Origin of the sequence: Thermococcus camini, assembly GCF_904067545.1 — an archaeon.
GTDB lineage: Archaea > Methanobacteriota_B > Thermococci > Thermococcales > Thermococcaceae > Thermococcus > Thermococcus camini.
Map to the genome: position 1 here is coordinate 1,784,628 of NZ_LR881183.1, position 16,124 is coordinate 1,800,751.

Genomic DNA, 16,124 nt, shown 5'->3' on the forward strand with positions numbered 1-16,124 from the left:
ACTATAAAAACTTTGAAAGCGTAATAAACTAAAAACCGGCCGCGGGTTAACCACCGGTTCTGGAGAGGGTTGAGTGAACTTTTCGAACGACGTGTCCGTGCTGAAATCGATTCTCAGCGAGACGAACCTCCAGATAATCTCACTCCTCAGGACAGACTCCCTGAACACAAGAGAAATAGCCCGGCTTCTCCAGAAGGACGAAACGCAGATCTCCAGGGGATTAAGGGGCCTTGAGAGGATGGGCATCGTTGAGGGAAGGTGGGTTCGGCTGAGGGGCAGAAACGTCAAGTTATACTCCCTCAAGTGCGATGAGTTCAGCGTCCGTTTCACAGCGGGGGGAGTCGAGGTGGTTATGGGGGAGACCGTTTACCACCGCCCCCAGCCGCTCCCGGCATCCAGCGCTCCGGAGGTGGAGAACTTCGTCGGGAGGGATGAGGAACTGAAACTCCTCAAAGGAAGCTCCCCTGTCGTAGCCGTGTTCGGGATAGCCGGGATAGGGAAATCCAGCCTCGTGGCAAGGGCCTTCGATGACGCCTTCTGGTATTCAATGGATGGGAGCGAGAGCCTTGAGTACATCGCCTGGCGGATGGCACTCCACCTGAACATGAAGGGATTCCCGGAACTGATCGAATACCTGCGCGCCGGAGGGCGGGATACCAAATCCATAAAGGGGCTGATTCTCGAGGGGATCGAGGAAACACGCTCAGTCATAGTCTTCGAGGACGTCCACAAGTGCACCGATGGTGAAATCGAGTCGTTCCTGCGGTTCCTATCCTCCAGAGTCGAGAGGGGAAAGCTCGTTCTCATATCAAGGGAAAAACCACGGGTGGATTACGAGAGGGTTCTTTTCATACACCTCAGGGGGTTGAAAGTCGAGGAGTCTCACAGGCTTTTGAGTCTCAGGATACCGGGCATAACACCAGAGGAGGCGGTAAGGTTACACCACTTAACCCTGGGTCATCCCCTGCTTCTAGCTCTCGCCGCGGAGGCCCGGGGAGTAGCTGGGGACAGGACTTCCCTCTTCGAATACCTGCTGGGGGAGATATACGAGAAGCTGGACGAGAGGGAGAGGCTTGTGCTCCAGGTTCTGGCACTGTTCGATGAGCCCGTGGAGTTATCGGCCCTCAAGAGAATGACGTACGGAAGCGCATTCCTGGTCCTGTACTCCCTCCTGAACAAGGGACTCGTGGAGAGAAAGGGCGAGAGCTATTACCTCCATGACCTCCTCAGGGCGTTCATAAGGGAAATCAGTGAGGTTGATGAGAAGAGCCATTACAGGGAGTACATCTCGTATCTCCTGGAGAAAAACACCGCCAGGGATTTCTTAACGGCCTTTAAGTATGCCATCAGGCTAGGAGACGAGGAGATGATAGCTGATATCACCGAACTGAGGATAAGAAGGCTCTGGAGGGTTGCACTGGACTTTCCGACGGCATACATGAGGCTCCTCAGAAAGGTGGAGGATAGTCCCTACGCAAAGAAGGAGATGGCAAGGCTCTACTTCAACAGAGGATTCTTCGAGAGGGCGCTGGGTCTCTGGCATAAAGCCCTGGAGGACATCGAAGGGGACTTTCACAGATTTGACGTCCTAATGATGCTCGTCGACGTCCACTGCGAGATGGGAAACATCGAACTGGCGGAAGGGACTCTCAGCGAGCTCGAGGGAATTTTCAGAAGCCACAAAGACGACCCGTACATCAAGCTGGGGTACTACATCGAGCTCACGAAGGTGCGGACGTTCAAGAGGGAGCGCGAGAAGGCCCTAGAAGGCGCCTTCAAAGAGCTTGAGGCAGTGAGGAGCTACCCGGAGCCGTATCCCGAACTCGAGGCGCTGATCCTCTACCACATAGGCTACCTCTACGTCGAGCTTGGCGAGCTTCAGCGGGCGCTGACATACTACAGGGAGGGTCTTGAGACGGCTAAGGCCTACAGCCTCCCATTCATGATGAACCTCGGATACCTTCAGATGGGTATAGTCCAGTATTACCTCCGGAACTTCAACGAGGCCACTGGCAACGCAGGGAAGGCGGCTGAGTACTTCCTGGGGGTTAGAAACTATCGCAGAGCTCTGGACGCGCTCTTCAGGCTGACGGTGTCCCTCATGGGGCTGGGGGAGTATGGAAAAGCCGAGAACCAGGCTAAGAAAATGGCGGAGATAACACAGAGCACGAACTACCCCCTGGGATGGACGGCATACTTACTCATCGGAATCCTGAGAGAGCTCAGGGGGGAAGATGGGGAGCAATATCTGGAAACGGGCCTGGAAAAGCTCCGGGAAAACGACTACCTCTGCAGAGGGTTCTTTGAAGAGCTCACAGTGCTCTTCGACGAGAAAGACGTCAATTCCTGGCTTTCCAGAGGTTCTAACCCCTGATTACAGCCCTCCCGTCGGGCTCTATCTCGATGAACGCCCTCCTGTTGGCCCAGCACTGGACGACCAAGCCAAGGGGAAAGCTCGCGGGGTGCCTGTGGGCGACCTCTACCTTGACGTCCAGGGCGGTTGTTTTCCCGCCCATTCTCATCGGACCTATTCCCAGGGAGTTGACCTCCTCCCGGAGCTCGGCCTCGATCCTCGCTATTCTCCTATCTGGATTCCTTTCCCCCACTTTTCTCAGCAGGGCCTTTTTGGCCAGGAGCAACGCATAATCCGCACTACCACCAACGCCTATCCCCAGGACAATCGGAGGACAGGGCTTCCCGCCGCAGGCCTTAACGTGCTCGACGACGAAGCGCTTTAGTCCCTCCCAGCCCTCGGAGGGAGTCAGCATAGCCAGAGCAGAGCAGTTCTCGCTTCCCCCTCCCTTGGGAAGAACCGCTATCCTTATCGCATCCCCCGGAACAAGCTCCCAGTGGATTAGGGGAACGTCCCTGCCCGTGTTGTCGCCGGAGTTCCTTCCGGTAAGGACGTCGACGGCGTTTGGCCGGAGGGGAATCTCATGAGTTGCCCTCCTCGTAGCCTCGGTGAGCAGGTCTCTGAGTCCACCGAGGTAGGGACTCTCAACGCCGGCCTCGACGAAGAAGGTCACCGTGCCCGTGTCCTGGCAGACGGGAATGGACTCGATTTTACCAATCTCTATGGCCTTGAGAATGTTCCTGAGGTTGAAGCGCGCTATTTTGCTCTCCTCTCGCTCGTAAGCCTCCCTGAGGGCCAAAACGACATCATCGGGAATCCTCGTGACGGCCAGCCTTATCGCCTCGACGACGGCATCAATCAATTGGCATTCACCTGTTGAAAGTTGCGTTTGGGATTAAAAAGTTTGACGCAAAAATTTAAAAGCCACCTCCAAAGCGGAACGGCCTTAACAGTTAGGCGGTCTCGCCTTATCTCACCGGAGTAATCCCACGTCACGAGCGTTCCAGTTTTCACACGGAACAGTTTCATAACCCTGAAAAGGTTTTCCACTTCCCTTGAAGCTACCTCATCCTCACCCGAGGCATACGTAACCTGTATGAGTTCGGTCTCCCCTTTATCCCTAACAACAAAGTCCACCTCGCCCTTAGCGTCCCGATAATGGTAAAGTTCAAGGCCGGGTCTCCTGTAATATTTGAACCGCAGGAGTTCAAGAAAGACTGCATTCTCCATGAGCCTACCGATGTTTTCCGAAACCTTTGGAAGGACCGCATTGAGCATTCCCGTGTCAACTGCGTAGACCTTCTTATCGCTCCTCACGACCTCTTTGGGCTTGAAGGAGAACTTGGGAAGCTCAAAAATCAGGTAGGCGGATTCAAGGTACTCAACGTAGTTCTTCACCGTCTCGATGTTGCCGATTCCGAGGGCGTTCTTTGTCTTGCTGTATGTAAACCGTCCGGCGAAGTTCGAGAAGAGGTAGAAGGCAACCTCCTTCAGCTCACGGACGTTTCTAACGCCATAGCGGACTATGACATCCCTCGTGATGATATCGTTGTAGAGATTTATGAGGTACTCCCTGCCGAAGTGCAGAGCCTCCGGGAAGCCACCGCGCTCGATGTACTCCGTTAGGGCCCTCTTTATCAGAGCCTCGTCTCTCGTTGTCTTAACATCCGGCTCAATTTTCCGGTACGTTAAAAACTCCCTGAACGAAAACGGCAGGAGTGTATAGCTCAGGTATCTTCCAGTCAGATACGTTGCGAACTCCCGTGAAAGAAGCCGGGCATTGCTCCCGGTAACGACTGTTGGATAGTCGTCCCTAAGAACCGAAACCATCCTCTCCCAGCCCTCGACTTCCTGAACCTCGTCAAGAACCACGTAATCAAACTGACCAAAAAGCTCGTAACCTGCCTGCATAAGCCTCCTATAGTCCCCAATCGCGAAACCCGCCATCGCAGGATCCTCAAAGTTTACATAGAGGGGTCTGCCGGGAAGGGTCGCCGAGAGAACGGATTTTCCGGAGCGCCTCGGCCCGGTTATTATGTGAGCCGTTGGGCTGAAGCTAGCAAGGATCCTCCCCTTCAGTTCTCTCCCGACGATGTTCTCCCGCTCAAGCTTCCTGCTCAGGGTATCCCACTGATCAGCTAATACTCTCTTGAGTTCTTCAACGTTCATGGAAGGAACTAGTTCAAACTCCCTATAAAGTTTACCACTATACTGTCAAACTTTTCATCAAAATCGTACCACCATACTGGTAAACTTTTCCAGCGAACGTTACCAGCATGCTGACAAGTTTGCGAGAAGTCGAAGATGAACTAAAGAGAAGAGGGGCATCAGCCCTTCAGAGCCTCGACTATCTGCTCCGCGACCTGGACTCCAGCGCGCATCTGGGCCTCGACGGTTGAGGCCCCTATGTGGGGAGTTAGAACCACGTTGTCGAGCTTTGTGAGCGGGTGATCCTTCGGGAGGGGCTCCTCCTCGAAGACGTCCAGGCCAGCTCCAGCGATCCAACCCTCCTGGAGGGCCTTAACGAGTGCTCCGGTGTCAACCACAGCCCCTCTAGCCGCGTTTATGAGTATCGCCGTCGGCTTCATGAGCTTAAGGCGCTCCTCGTTTATGAGGTGGTAGGTCGCATCAATGAGCGGAACGTGGAGCGTTACAACGTCGCTCTCCCTGAGGAGGTCCTCAAGGGAGGCGAAGGTTCCACCGACTTCTTTGGCCCTCTCCTCGTTCGGGTAGGGGTCGTAGAGCAGGACTTTCATGCCGAGGGCGTGGGCTATCCTGGCGACCTCGTAGCCTATCCTTCCGAAGCCGACTACGCCTATGGTCTTGCCCTCAAGCTCGATTCCCATGGCCTGCTTCTTGGCCCAGATACCTTCCCTCATCTTCCTGTCGGCGAAGGCTATCTTCCTGGCCACGCTGAACATGAGCGCAACGGCAAGCTCGGCGACGCTTCTGCTCGAGGCGCCGGGGCTGTTGACGACTTTAATGCCCCTCTCCTTAGCGGCTTCGAGGTCTATGTTGTCCAGACCGACGCCGGCCCTTCCGATGACCTTGAGCTTTGGAGCCGCCTCGATGACCTTTCTCGTCACCTTCGGCTTGCTCCTGACGACTATAGCCTCAACGTCCCCGACGAGCTCCAGAAGGCGGGTCTCATCGGGATACTCCTCGTAAACGATTTCAAAGCCTGCGTTCTTCAAAACCTCTATCGCCCTCTCGTGCAGAGGTGCCGCAACCAAAACCTTCACCATTTCCATCACCTCATCCCCTTCTCTTTATCGCCATGAGCATGACCTGATCCGACGCGTCCTCGGCGCGGTCTGCTATGTCACCTATCTTCGTCAGTATCTGGTTCCAGATAAGCTTGGCGTAGGTCGTGATTGTCTCGCTCTCAAAAACCTTGCCCTTGACGTCGTACTCAACCTCGTCGGCTATCTCCTCGGCATCCTCCACGGCCTTGGCCAGCTCTATCGCCCTGTCAACATCTGAGTTCATAGCGTTCACAGCCTGAACGAGAACCCCGTAGGTCTCAACGGCGGACTCCACAAGCCTTAGGATTTCCGCCCTCAGCTCCTTCGGAACCTTAGGCTTGGCCAGTATGAGGGTGTGGGCCGCGCTCTCAGCAGCGTCAGCCACCTGGTCGATGAGCTCGCTCAGCCTCACGTAGTCCCCCCTGTTGGCGGGCAGAAAGGCCCCCTCGTAGAGCATTGTCTCTATGCCTCTCCTGAGGGTGTCGGCCTTGCTCTCCAGCTGGTCAACTTCCCTCTCAAAGGCCCTGGCCCTCTCCAAGTCATCGTTGAGGTAAGCATCAACCAGCTCCCTGAAGGCAACAAGAGACTCGCCCACGACCTCAAGGTGCTTGTCTATGGCTTCAAAAACGCTGCTCTCCTTACCCCCGAATATGGGCATCTTTGACCCCTCCAGTCTATACTTCACCGCCCGGTTTATTTAGATTTTCCCTGGCTTTGATCAGGGCCCACAAAAGCTCGTTTCTGGGCGCCTCCAGACCCACGGAGTGGGCGTACTCCACTATCTTTCCATGGATGTAGTCCACCTCGGTCCGCTTACCGCGCCGTATATCCTGGAGCGTTGAGTTGTAGTTCTCCCGCGTCCGCTCTATCGTATCCCAGAGGAGCTCCAGGGGGTGTATTTCGAACTCCACACCCAGCTTCTGGGCCACGAGGCAGCCCTCGCGCGCCAAGTCCACGGACACCGCTTCGAGATAAGGGTCGTCCTTCAGAAAGCCGTTTTTGACCTCAAGAACCGTTCCGAGCCCGTTGATAACTGAGTTCACTATGGCTTTCGCCCACTTCCAGCCGATAACGTGCTCCGTAACGGACGTTTCAAGGCCAGCAGTTCTGAAAACTTCGGCCACCCTTTCCACGAAGGGATCGGCCCCCGTAGGGTACCTCCCGATAACCGTGAGTCCGCGCCCGGTCCAGCGCACGTGCCCCCACTCAACGAGCATGGCACCGTTCGTGGTTATTCCTCCTATGACATTGGGCGCAACCTTCAACGCAAGCTCCTCGTTGCCGAGGCCGTTCTGCACGCTGAGTATCCACGTATCCGGCCCTATGCATCCTCTGGCGCATTCCAGGGCAGTCTTCGTAGAGTACGACTTCGTGGCCAGAATCAGCAGATCAGGAGGCTCATCCGGGGCGGTGAGGCTGGCCCGGGGACGAACCGTGAACTCCTCAACCCCCGAAACGTGCAGACCGTTCTCGTTTATCGCCCTCACCTGGTTTTCCCGTCCTATCAGGGTGACCTCGTTCCCCGCCCTCGAGAGGAGCGCGCCAAAAAGCGAGCCTATGCTTCCGGCCCCGAGCACGTAAATCTTCATCCCACCACCGCAACCGTTTAAAGCGCTACCCTTAAAGCGTTACCGATGGGGTTATGCTGAGCATTGAGAAGTTTCGGATAGCCGACAGGGAAGTCTGGATAGCTGTGCTTTTTGAGGACGGGATTCAGGGAATAACCTTCGCGCTGGACTGGGAGCAGTTCGAGAGGAACCTCAACCGCCTCACGGGATTTCTGAGGAAACGGGGCGTGGACGTCAGTACCGAACGCGGAAGGCAGGACTACCCCATCCTCGTCAGAGACGTCATCATCGGCAGGATGAGTAACGCCGAAATTCTGCCGGAGCTCTCCTTTGAGGGCGTAACGGCCTTTGAAAGGAGGGTTTACGAGTGGCTCACGAAAAACGTTAAAAGAGGGAGTGTTATAACGTATGGTGGCCTTGCCAGGGCTATTGGCACGTCACCACGGGCCATAGGCGGGGCGATGAGGAGGAACCCGTACCCGATAGTCGTTCCCTGCCACAGGGTTGTGGCCAGAGATAACATCGGTTACTACACTCCAAGGCTGGAGGAGAAGATGTTCCTGCTCGAAATCGAGGGGGTGGAAGGATGGACAAGCTCAAAGCGTACCTAATCGGTTTCCTGATAGCAATCCTAGCAATAGCCGCTGGAATAGTCTGGTACGGCGGCTGGAAGCTGCTGCTCCAGGTGATACTCACCCTCGGCTTCCTCGGCGTCACCCTGATGCTGCTCTTCTTTACCGGACTGACGCTCTACGCCGAGAGCTGGAAGTACGGGGCGATACTCGCGATATTCACCGCGATAAGCGGCTACGGCCTCTACCTGAGCGCCACCTGGCGGAGCCTCAACGTCGTCGCCGGAATAATAGTCTTCTTCATAGCAATTGTTGCCTTCGGCATCTGGTACATCAGCGAGCCGGATTTAAGCCTGACAGACCGCTTCCGCTCGGCGGAAAAACTCGAAAAGATGGGCAAATACAAGGCCGCGGCAAGGAAGTACGAGAAGGCCGGAAACTACCTGAAGGCCGCTGAGATGTACGAGAAGCTCGGCTGGATGGAGAGCGCCGCCTGGGCCTACGAGAAGGCCGAGAAGTACGAGAAGGCGGCGGAGATTTATGAGGCCCTCTACGACAAGGAGAAGGACACCTACTACCTCAAGGAGGCCCACGAGTACTGGAAGAAGGCGGGAAACATGGAGAGGGCAGCTAAAGCCCTTGAGCGCTACGCCGAGGAGGAGCCGTGGTTCTGGGAGGACGTGGCAAAGCTCTACGAAGAGTTGGGCAACGAGGAGAAGGCCAGGGAAGCATGGGAAAGGGCCCTTGAGTACTACCAGAAGGAAGCCGGGGAGGAGGGTGTCTTTTACGAAGACGTCGGCAACATAGCGAGAAAGCTTGGAAAGGAGGAGCTGGCGAGGGAGGCATACCAGAAGTTCCTTGAATACTGCCTGAAGGAGGCGGAGCAGGACCCCATGTGGTGGAAGCACGTGGCTGAGGCCTACGACTACCTGGGAGAGAAGGACAAGGCGGAAGAGGCCAGAAAGAAGTACGAGGAATACAGGGCAAAGATCATGAAGGCCAACGAGGAGACCTCGAAGTTCCCGGAGGAGAAGGAGAACCAGAGCTAAAATACCCTCTCTATTCCCTCAATTTTGTCGAAGTCCCTGTCGTTCGAGAGTATCCTCTTCACGCCGTACTTCTTCATTGTGGTGTAGTGAATGGCGTCATCAAAATCCAGCTTTTCTACTCCCTCCGCTTCCACGAGAATTTCAGGCGTCAGCGGGACGACTCGAATCCCAAGTTCCGGAAGTATTTCCATAAGGTCAAACCTTCCGTTACTGTTCAGCCTTCTGAGGAGTATATAGAGCTGCCAAACGGTCAGAGATGAGGTTATCATTGACCCGTAATGTTCTTCCAGCAAATCGGTGGCCCTATCAGAGAACTCGGGGTTATCAATAAGGTGGTAGTAGATCACGTTAACATCAACGTAGGCCCTCACAGCTCTCCCCTCAGGAGCTTTTCAGTTTCTTCGTCCACGATTTTGTCAATATCCTCCCCGGTAAGGTTTTCCCCCCGGAAAATTCCCCGGTATTTCATCAGCTTCTCCCTGACGGGAATCAGGATTATCCTGCCGTCCTTCTCCTCGACGTAGAACTCCCTGGAACGGAGATTTTTCCTGATGCTGGCGGGGAGGTAAACCCTCCCGTTGTCGTCGAGCCTCACAACTTCCACTGCCATGGTAAAGATTAGATTTTTGGAAAATAAATAGTTTTTGGCAAACACGATTCCCTAATACACTTCTCCCGTTTCCTCAAGCTCCTCAAGTTCCTTCGCTATTTCCCTCTTCTTTTTCTCGGCATAGCGCTCCATCCAGTCGAAGAAGAGCCAGGTCGCCAGGAGAAGCAGGGCTACACTCAGGAACCCCACCACAATCTGAAAATCCGTGGGAACGGTCTGGGGGATGTAGGGCATGCTCCCACCGAACGGGATTTTGCGGAGCACCTAAAAAACTTTGCCAACCTTTTTAAAATCCGGGTGAAACTCTCCCCAGGTGGTAGGCGATGATGGGGATGAACCCGCGGCAGATGAAGAAGCTCATGCGCCAGATGGGCATCAAGATGGAGGAGCTCAATGACGTCAAAGAGGTGGTAATCAGGCTTGAAAACAAGGAGATCATCATAAAAGACCCGGCAATTACTATAATCACCGCACAGGGCGAGAAGAGCTACCAGATAATCCCCGGAAGTGAAGAGGTCAGGGCGATAGTCAGCATCCCTGAGGAGGACATAAAACTCGTGATGGAACAGACCGGCGTTGACTACGAGACAGCAAAAAAGGCCCTCGAAGAGGCAAACGGCGACCTTGCGGAGGCGATACTGAAGCTGACGGAGGAATGAGCCAGACCAAAGAAGAGAACAAAACGAAAACGTCGAGGTTCACTCCTCCCCCTTCTCCTTCTGGAAGGTCTCTATGGCCTTCATGAGGGGTATGAGGTGCATCAGGGCAGGACCACCGGCCATGAGAACCGCAACGAGACCTGCCTCGATAAGCTCTTCCGGCTTTGCACCGGCGGCGAGGGCCTTCTGGGTGTGGAGGTAGATGCACCACTCGCAGCCCGCGGATATGCCGAGGGCCAAAGCGATCAGCTCCTTCTCGCGCGTCGTCAGGGCCTTGTTGTCGAGGGTTTCACGCAGGAAGCGGGAGAAGGCCGATATCTCCTTCGGGTGCTGCTTACCCAGCCTGTCAAGGAGCTCCTCTATCTCCCCAAGTTTGACGTTAACATCGTCGTAATCCATGGGAACCACCGTAAATAACTCGCGTTCTGGGTTTAAAGGCGTATCTCAAACTTTAGGTTAAAAACCGGCCGTTCCAAAAGACTATAAACCCCAGAGGAGAGGTATGACCGATGAGGGCGATAGGCGTAATAAGAAAATCCAGGCGGGACAGGGTTAGCCGCGAGGAGTTCGAAGAGCTTTTGAGAAGCGCCGGCTACGAGGTAGTGGCGATACTCGAGCAGAACAGGGAGGAGCACCCGAAGTACAACATCGGAAAGGGGAAGCTGGAGGAGCTCAAGGAGCTGGTTCGGGAGCTGGAACCGGACAAGGTTGTGTTCGCCAACAAGCTCAGCCCGAGCCAGGCGTACAACCTCTGGAAGGAGCTCCGCGTTGAAGTCATCGACCGCTGGCAGCTCGTTCTCGAAATCTTCGAGAAACGCGCCCACTCAAAGGAGGCCAAACTCCAGGTGGAGCTCGCTTCACTTCAGTACGAGGTTCCGCTCGTGAAGGAAGCGATTAGGAGAATCAAGCTTGGCGACAGGGCGGGTTTCAAGGGAATGGGCGAGTACCAGACCCAGCAGTACCTCAAGCACATCCGCTACCGAATGGGCCGGATAAGGCGGGAGCTGGAGAGGGTCAAAGCCGATAGAGAGGTGAAACGGAAGCGCCGCGAGGAGGTCGGCTTCATACTCATCGCCCTCGCCGGTTACACCAACGCAGGGAAATCGACCCTTCTCAACGCCCTCGCCGGGGAGGATATAGAGGCGAGGAACCAGATGTTCACCACCCTGGACACGACGACGAGGCGCTTCAAGCTCGGCGGGAAGAGGGTTCTCGTGACAGATACAGTTGGCTTCATCGACGGTCTGCCGCCGTTCATAGTCGAGGCATTCCACTCGACGCTCGAGGAGATAGTGAAGGCGGACATAATCCTGCTCGTCCTGGATGCGAGCGAACCATGGGGGGAGATAAGAAGAAAATTCCTGGCGTCCCTGGGCGTCCTGAGAGAATTAAAAACCCTGGACAGGCCGATGGTGGTTGCACTCAACAAGATGGACCTGACCGGCAGGGAAGACGTCCGCGACAAGGCCGAGAGGGTTAGGGAGATAGCGGAGGAGAAGGGCATCAACCTCCGCCGCGTGGTGTCGATCTCCGCGAAGCTGGGTGAGCTTGGGGAGCTTTACGGTGCGCTCGAGGATGCCGTGCTGACCCTGCCGAAGTACGGGGCCTTTGAGATAAGGGTAAATGAGCCGGAGAAGGTGTCAAAGGCAATCGCTCTGATAAACGCCATCGGTGAGGTCTTAAATGTGGAATACGGCGAGGAGACCAGGATAGAGGCCTACATACAGACGGGGATGATAAAGGAGCTGACGAGGCTCGGCGTGGGGATAAGGAGGTTAAACCAGCCCTACGAGGGAGAAGGCCTTGAAGATGGCCAGTGATATCGCTATGGCCGTGAGTGGCGTTGCTATCCATCCAAAGACTATATCCCTGATGACCGATTTCTCAACACCCTGACCCATCAATAACCCAACACCCACCACGCCTCCGACTATGGACTGGCTTGAGCTTACCGGGAGGCCGAAGAGGTTGGCGAGGCTGACGGCTATTGCCGAGCCGAACTGGGCGGCGAAGGCTGATATTGGGCCAAGGGCCGTTATCTTCTTCCCAACGGTGTGCATCACCGCGTAGCTGAAGGTGAGGGCACCGAGGGAGAGCGCTATCGCCCCGAAGATTCCCGCCACCTTCGGCTCCATGAAGCCCGCGCCGACGAGGGGTCCTGAGGCGTTGGCCACCTCGTTGGTTCCAAAGTTGAATGCCATGTACGAACCCCCGAGTATCGCCAGGGCCTTGTAGAGGGATTCGATGGTAGAGACGCTCCCGATTCTCGACACCACAAAGGAGTAGAACCTGTACAGGACTATCGCAAGCAGGCCCGAGAGCACGGGAGAAACAATCCACGCGGCGGCGATTTTGATGAGGGTGTACCAGTTCACTGGAGCATGGGTGGCGAGGCCCACTCCGATGACCCCTCCAACTATCGCCTGGGTAGTGGAAACGGGGAGGCCCTTCACGGTGGCTATCGTCACCCACACGCCTGCGGCAAGGAGCGCTATGACCGCCATCTCCATCGTGAGGTACCCTTCAGGCACTATGCCCTTCCCGACGGTCTTCATAACCTTGTATCCCCTGAGGTAGACCCCCATGAGGACGAAAATCGCTATCGTAAGCGTGGCCTGGCGGAAACTCAGTATTCCAGCCCCAACCGCGGTGCCCATGGCATTGGCGGAATCGTTGGAGCCTATGTTCCATGCAATGTAGAATGCAACCGCAACAGCCGCTACCGCCAGGCCATCCATTTTAACCACCACTATATAGACTATATACCCGCGTGGGGTTTGCGGATTTAAAAATTTAGCGGGCGAACTTTTTTCGGGAAATGATGACCGCTTTTTACCATTGGCGACTGACAACGTTCACGCCTACCCAAAGACACCTGCCGAAGGAAGCTTAAGCCAATACCGAAACTTAAATAAATGCATTGGATGAATAAACTTTGACAAATTTAAGGAGGCAGAGAAGATGATCGAGATTCGTTTTCACGGTAGAGGTGGACAGGGTGCCGTTACCGCTGCCAACATACTAGCCTCAGCTGCTTTCCTTGAGGGCAAGTACGTCCAGGCGTTCCCGTTCTTCGGTGTTGAGAGGCGTGGAGCGCCGGTTACGGCTTTCACCAGGATAGACGAGAAGCCGATAAGGATAAAGACCCAAATCTACGAGCCGGACATAGTGGTCGTCCTCGACCCGAGCCTTCTCGACACCGTCGACGTTACCGCGGGTCTCAAGGACGGCGGAATAGTTATCGTCAACACCGAGAAGAGCAAGGAGGAGGTCCTCGAGAAGCTCAAGAAGAAGCCGGCCAAGCTCGCCCTCGTCGATGCTACCACCATAGCCCTTGACGTCCTCGGACTGCCGATCACCAACACCGCAATCCTCGGTGCGGTCTCCAAGGCCACCGGCGTCGTTACCCTCGAGCATGTCCAGAAGGCCATCCAGGACGTCTTCTCCGGCGCCCTCGGAGAGAAGAACGCCAAGGCCGCAGAGGAAGCCTTTAACAAGACCGTCATCTACGAGCTCTGATCTTCTTTCCTTACCCTTAACCCAAGCAAGGTGGTGATAAGGTTGAACACGCTGTTTGGTGAAAAGAAAGAAGGGGCCACCAAAATCGTCCTCAAGAGCGTGGACGAGTATCCAGAGGCCCCGGTGAGTCTGGGAACAACTCTCAGCAACTTCACGGGAGACTGGAGGACCTTCATCCCTGTCATTGACGATGAGAAGTGCGTTAAGTGCTACATCTGCTGGAAGTTCTGCCCGGAGCCGGCCATATTCATCCGCGAGGACGGCTACGTGGGAGTTGATTACGACTACTGTAAGGGCTGCGGCATCTGTGCGAACGAGTGCCCGACCAAAGCGATAACCATGGAGAAAGAGGAGAAGTGAGGTGTTGGTTATGGAGTACAAACCCATTAGGAAGGTCGTGAGCGGTAACTACGCGGCCGCTTACGCCGTTAAGCACGCGCGCGTTGAGGTTGTGGCCGCTTACCCGATCACCCCTCAGACCAGCATCATTGAGAAGATAGCCGAGTTCATAGCCAACGGCGAGATCGAGAACATCCAGTACGTCCCCGTCGAGAGCGAGCACTCCGCCATGGCGGCCAGCATAGGCGCCTCAGCAACCGGCGCCAGAGCCTTTACTGCAACCTCCGCCCAGGGTCTCGCGCTCATGCACGAGATGCTCCACTGGGCCAGCGGTGCGAGGCTCCCGATAGTCATGGTCGATGTGAACCGTGCCATGGCTCCTCCCTGGAGCGTCTGGGACGACCAGACCGACAGCCTCTCCCAGAGGGACACCGGCTGGATGCAGTTCTACGCCGAGAACAACCAGGAGGTTTACGACGGGGTTTTGATGGCCTTCAAGATAGCCGAGACCGTCAACCTTCCAGCCATGGTGATTGAGAGCGCCTTCATACTGAGCCACACCTACGACGTCGTCGAGATGATTCCCCAGGAGCTCGTTGATGAGTTCCTTCCGCCGAGGAAGCCGCTCTACACCCTCACCGACTTCGACAACCCGATATCAGTGGGTGCCCTCGGAACCCCGAACGACTACTACGAGTTCCGCTACAAGCTCGCCAAGGCCATGGAAGATGCCAAGAAGGTCATCCACGAGGTCGGCAAGGAGTTCGGCGAGCGCTTTGGAAGGGACTACAGCCAGATGATCGAGCTTTACCGCACCGAGGATGCCGACTTCGTCTTCATGGGCATGGGCTCGCTCATGGGAACCGTCAAGCAGGCCGTTGACGTTCTCCGCGAGGAGGGCTACAAGGTCGGCGCGGCCAAGGTGCGCTGGTTCAGGCCGTTCCCGAAGGAAGAACTGCACGAGCTCGCCAAGGACGTCCAGGCCATAGCGGTTCTCGACAGGAACTTCTCCTTCGGCCAGGAGGGAATACTCTTCAACGAGTCCAAGGGGGCGCTCTACAACACCGATGCTAAGCCGCTCATGAAGAACTACATCGTCGGCCTTGGAGGAAGAGACTTCACGGTGAACGACGTCAGGAAGATAGCCGAGAACATGAAGGCAATCATCGATAAGGGAGAGCTTGATGTAGAGGTGGACTGGTACCACCTTAAGAGGTGAGAAAGATGGAGATTCCCGAGAACGTTAAGAAGAGGTTGAGCATTCCAGCTGATGAGCACTTTTACGCGGGCCACACCGCCTGCCAGGGATGTGGCGCTTCCCTGGGTCTTCGCTACGTGCTCAAGACCTACGGCAAGAAGACCATCTTCACAATCCCCGCGTGCTGTTCGACCATTATAGCCGGTGCGTGGCCGTACTCAACCCTCGACGCCCCGCTCTTCCACACGGCCTTTGAGACCACCGGTGCGGTTATGAGCGGTGTCGAGGCGGCCCTCAAGGTCAAAGGGTACAAGGTCAAGGGCGAGGACGGTGTCATGGTCGTCGGCTGGGCCGGCGACGGTGGTACCGCGGACATAGGTCTGCAAGCTTTGAGCGGATTCCTCGAGAGGGGCCACGACGCGCTCTACATAATGTACGACAATGAGGCCTACATGAACACAGGAATTCAGAGGTCCGGTTCGACCCCGTACGGTGCCTGGACCACCAACACCCCTGGCGGAAAGAAGCACTTCCTCGAGAAGAGGCACAAGAAGAAGGTCATAGACATCGTCATCGCCCACGAGATACCCTACGCGGCAACGGCAAGCGTCGCCTATCCTGAGGACTTCATAAGGAAGCTCAAGAAGGCCAGGGACACCCCGGGACCGAGCTTCATCCAGCTCTTCGCCCCGTGCCCGACCGGCTGGCGCTCACCAACCGACAAGAGCATCGAGATTGCCCGCTTAGCCGTCCAGACGGCCTACTTCCCGCTCTTCGAGTACGAGAACGGAAAGTACAAGATCAACATGCCCTCACCGAAGAAGGAGCCGAAGCCGATAGAGGAGTTCCTCAAGTACCAGGGCAGGTTTAAGTACATGACCAAGGAGGACATAGAGATCCTCCAGCAGTGGGTCAACCACGAGTGGGAGAAGCTCAAGAAGCTCGCCGAGGTCTTCGGCTGAGCTTTCCATCTTTACCCCAAGGTTTAAGTTTCCATCTGATAAGTCACCCG

19 protein-coding genes are annotated in these 16,124 nt (G+C 55.7%); 9 read left to right on the forward strand and 10 right to left on the reverse strand.

Annotated features, from left to right (window positions below):
• Positions 1 to 73 precede the first annotated feature (73 nt).
• Positions 74 to 2,374: an ArsR family transcriptional regulator gene (locus tag TIRI35C_RS09780; protein ID WP_188202687.1), complete on the forward strand. Its 2,301-nt coding sequence runs from the start codon at positions 74 to 76 to the stop codon at positions 2,372 to 2,374.
• Here the strand turns inward: TIRI35C_RS09780 and TIRI35C_RS09785 are convergent.
• From TIRI35C_RS09785 to TIRI35C_RS09805, 5 genes are all read right to left on the reverse strand, one after another.
• Complete coding sequence (locus TIRI35C_RS09785; protein ID WP_188202688.1) at positions 2,364 to 3,215, reverse strand: fumarate hydratase; 852 nt, start codon at positions 3,213 to 3,215, stop codon at positions 2,364 to 2,366. The genes TIRI35C_RS09780 and TIRI35C_RS09785 overlap by 11 nt on opposite strands.
• Positions 3,212 to 4,522: an ATP-binding protein gene (locus TIRI35C_RS09790; protein WP_188202689.1), complete on the reverse strand. Its 1,311-nt coding sequence runs from the start codon at positions 4,520 to 4,522 to the stop codon at positions 3,212 to 3,214. The genes TIRI35C_RS09785 and TIRI35C_RS09790 overlap by 4 nt, the downstream gene beginning before the upstream one ends.
• Before the next feature lie 158 nt (positions 4,523 to 4,680).
• A complete protein-coding gene (locus TIRI35C_RS09795; protein ID WP_188203212.1) occupies positions 4,681 to 5,595 on the reverse strand; it encodes a hydroxyacid dehydrogenase in 915 nt (304 codons plus the stop codon).
• Between the two features lie 13 nt (positions 5,596 to 5,608).
• Complete coding sequence (locus TIRI35C_RS09800; RefSeq protein WP_188202690.1) at positions 5,609 to 6,256, reverse strand: TIGR00153 family protein; 648 nt, start codon at positions 6,254 to 6,256, stop codon at positions 5,609 to 5,611.
• Between the two features lie 16 nt (positions 6,257 to 6,272).
• Positions 6,273 to 7,187 carry a 2-dehydropantoate 2-reductase gene (locus TIRI35C_RS09805; protein WP_188202691.1) on the reverse strand — a complete coding sequence of 305 codons (915 nt, stop codon included), beginning with the start codon at positions 7,185 to 7,187 and terminating at the stop codon, positions 6,273 to 6,275.
• Between the two features lie 53 nt (positions 7,188 to 7,240).
• On the opposite strand from TIRI35C_RS09805, the gene otg reads away from it, so the two are divergent.
• Complete coding sequence (gene otg, locus TIRI35C_RS09810; RefSeq protein ID WP_188202692.1) at positions 7,241 to 7,777, forward strand: methylated-DNA--protein-cysteine methyltransferase; 537 nt, start codon at positions 7,241 to 7,243, stop codon at positions 7,775 to 7,777.
• The gene (locus tag TIRI35C_RS09815) at positions 7,753 to 8,787 is read left to right on the forward strand and encodes a tetratricopeptide repeat protein (RefSeq protein ID WP_188202693.1); all 1,035 of its coding nucleotides are present in this window, start codon (positions 7,753 to 7,755) and stop codon (positions 8,785 to 8,787) included. Before otg ends, TIRI35C_RS09815 begins: the two co-directional genes overlap by 25 nt.
• Here the strand turns inward: TIRI35C_RS09815 and TIRI35C_RS09820 are convergent.
• Genes TIRI35C_RS09820 through TIRI35C_RS09830 form a run of 3 tightly spaced genes read right to left on the reverse strand, consistent with a single transcriptional unit; the run spans position 8,784 to position 9,661 of the window.
• A complete protein-coding gene (locus tag TIRI35C_RS09820) occupies positions 8,784 to 9,158 on the reverse strand; it encodes a type II toxin-antitoxin system VapC family toxin (RefSeq protein WP_188202694.1) in 375 nt (124 codons plus the stop codon). The two genes, TIRI35C_RS09815 and TIRI35C_RS09820, sit on opposite strands and share 4 nt — an antisense overlap.
• Positions 9,155 to 9,397, reverse strand: a complete 243-nt coding sequence (locus TIRI35C_RS09825) for an AbrB/MazE/SpoVT family DNA-binding domain-containing protein (protein WP_246454760.1) — start codon at positions 9,395 to 9,397, stop codon at positions 9,155 to 9,157. The genes TIRI35C_RS09820 and TIRI35C_RS09825 overlap by 4 nt, the downstream gene beginning before the upstream one ends.
• 51 nt (positions 9,398 to 9,448) lie before the next feature.
• A complete protein-coding gene (locus TIRI35C_RS09830; RefSeq protein WP_246454762.1) occupies positions 9,449 to 9,661 on the reverse strand; it encodes a hypothetical protein in 213 nt (70 codons plus the stop codon).
• A gap of 59 nt (positions 9,662 to 9,720) precedes the next feature.
• Between TIRI35C_RS09830 and TIRI35C_RS09835 the strand changes: the two genes are divergently transcribed.
• Positions 9,721 to 10,056, forward strand: coding sequence for a nascent polypeptide-associated complex protein (locus TIRI35C_RS09835; RefSeq protein WP_188202695.1), 336 nt, complete (start codon positions 9,721 to 9,723; stop codon positions 10,054 to 10,056).
• 39 nt (positions 10,057 to 10,095) lie between these two features.
• Here TIRI35C_RS09835 and TIRI35C_RS09840 read toward each other — a convergent pair whose 3' ends face one another.
• Positions 10,096 to 10,455 carry a carboxymuconolactone decarboxylase family protein gene (locus TIRI35C_RS09840; RefSeq protein WP_058939901.1) on the reverse strand — a complete coding sequence of 120 codons (360 nt, stop codon included), beginning with the start codon at positions 10,453 to 10,455 and terminating at the stop codon, positions 10,096 to 10,098.
• Between the two features lie 110 nt (positions 10,456 to 10,565).
• On the opposite strand from TIRI35C_RS09840, the gene hflX reads away from it, so the two are divergent.
• Entirely contained in the window at positions 10,566 to 11,876 is a 1,311-nt protein-coding gene (hflX, locus tag TIRI35C_RS09845) for a GTPase HflX (RefSeq protein WP_188202696.1), read from the forward strand.
• Here the strand turns inward: hflX and TIRI35C_RS09850 are convergent.
• Positions 11,832 to 12,794, reverse strand: a complete 963-nt coding sequence (locus TIRI35C_RS09850) for an inorganic phosphate transporter (RefSeq protein WP_188202697.1) — start codon at positions 12,792 to 12,794, stop codon at positions 11,832 to 11,834. The genes hflX and TIRI35C_RS09850 overlap by 45 nt on opposite strands.
• Before the next feature lie 223 nt (positions 12,795 to 13,017).
• Here TIRI35C_RS09850 and TIRI35C_RS09855 point away from each other — a divergent pair, with 223 nt between their 5' ends.
• From TIRI35C_RS09855 to TIRI35C_RS09870, 4 genes are read left to right on the forward strand one after another with little or no spacing between them, the layout of a single operon-like run.
• Complete coding sequence (locus TIRI35C_RS09855) at positions 13,018 to 13,575, forward strand: pyruvate/ketoisovalerate ferredoxin oxidoreductase subunit gamma (protein WP_188202698.1); 558 nt, start codon at positions 13,018 to 13,020, stop codon at positions 13,573 to 13,575.
• Positions 13,576 to 13,617: 42 nt separating this feature from the next.
• The gene (locus TIRI35C_RS09860; RefSeq protein ID WP_058939905.1) at positions 13,618 to 13,935 is read left to right on the forward strand and encodes a 3-methyl-2-oxobutanoate dehydrogenase subunit delta; all 318 of its coding nucleotides are present in this window, start codon (positions 13,618 to 13,620) and stop codon (positions 13,933 to 13,935) included.
• Between the two features lie 10 nt (positions 13,936 to 13,945).
• Positions 13,946 to 15,133, forward strand: a complete 1,188-nt coding sequence (porA, locus tag TIRI35C_RS09865) for a pyruvate ferredoxin oxidoreductase (RefSeq protein ID WP_188202699.1) — start codon at positions 13,946 to 13,948, stop codon at positions 15,131 to 15,133.
• 5 nt (positions 15,134 to 15,138) lie between these two features.
• The gene (locus TIRI35C_RS09870; protein ID WP_188202700.1) at positions 15,139 to 16,074 is read left to right on the forward strand and encodes a 3-methyl-2-oxobutanoate dehydrogenase subunit beta; all 936 of its coding nucleotides are present in this window, start codon (positions 15,139 to 15,141) and stop codon (positions 16,072 to 16,074) included.
• Positions 16,075 to 16,124 lie beyond the last annotated feature (50 nt).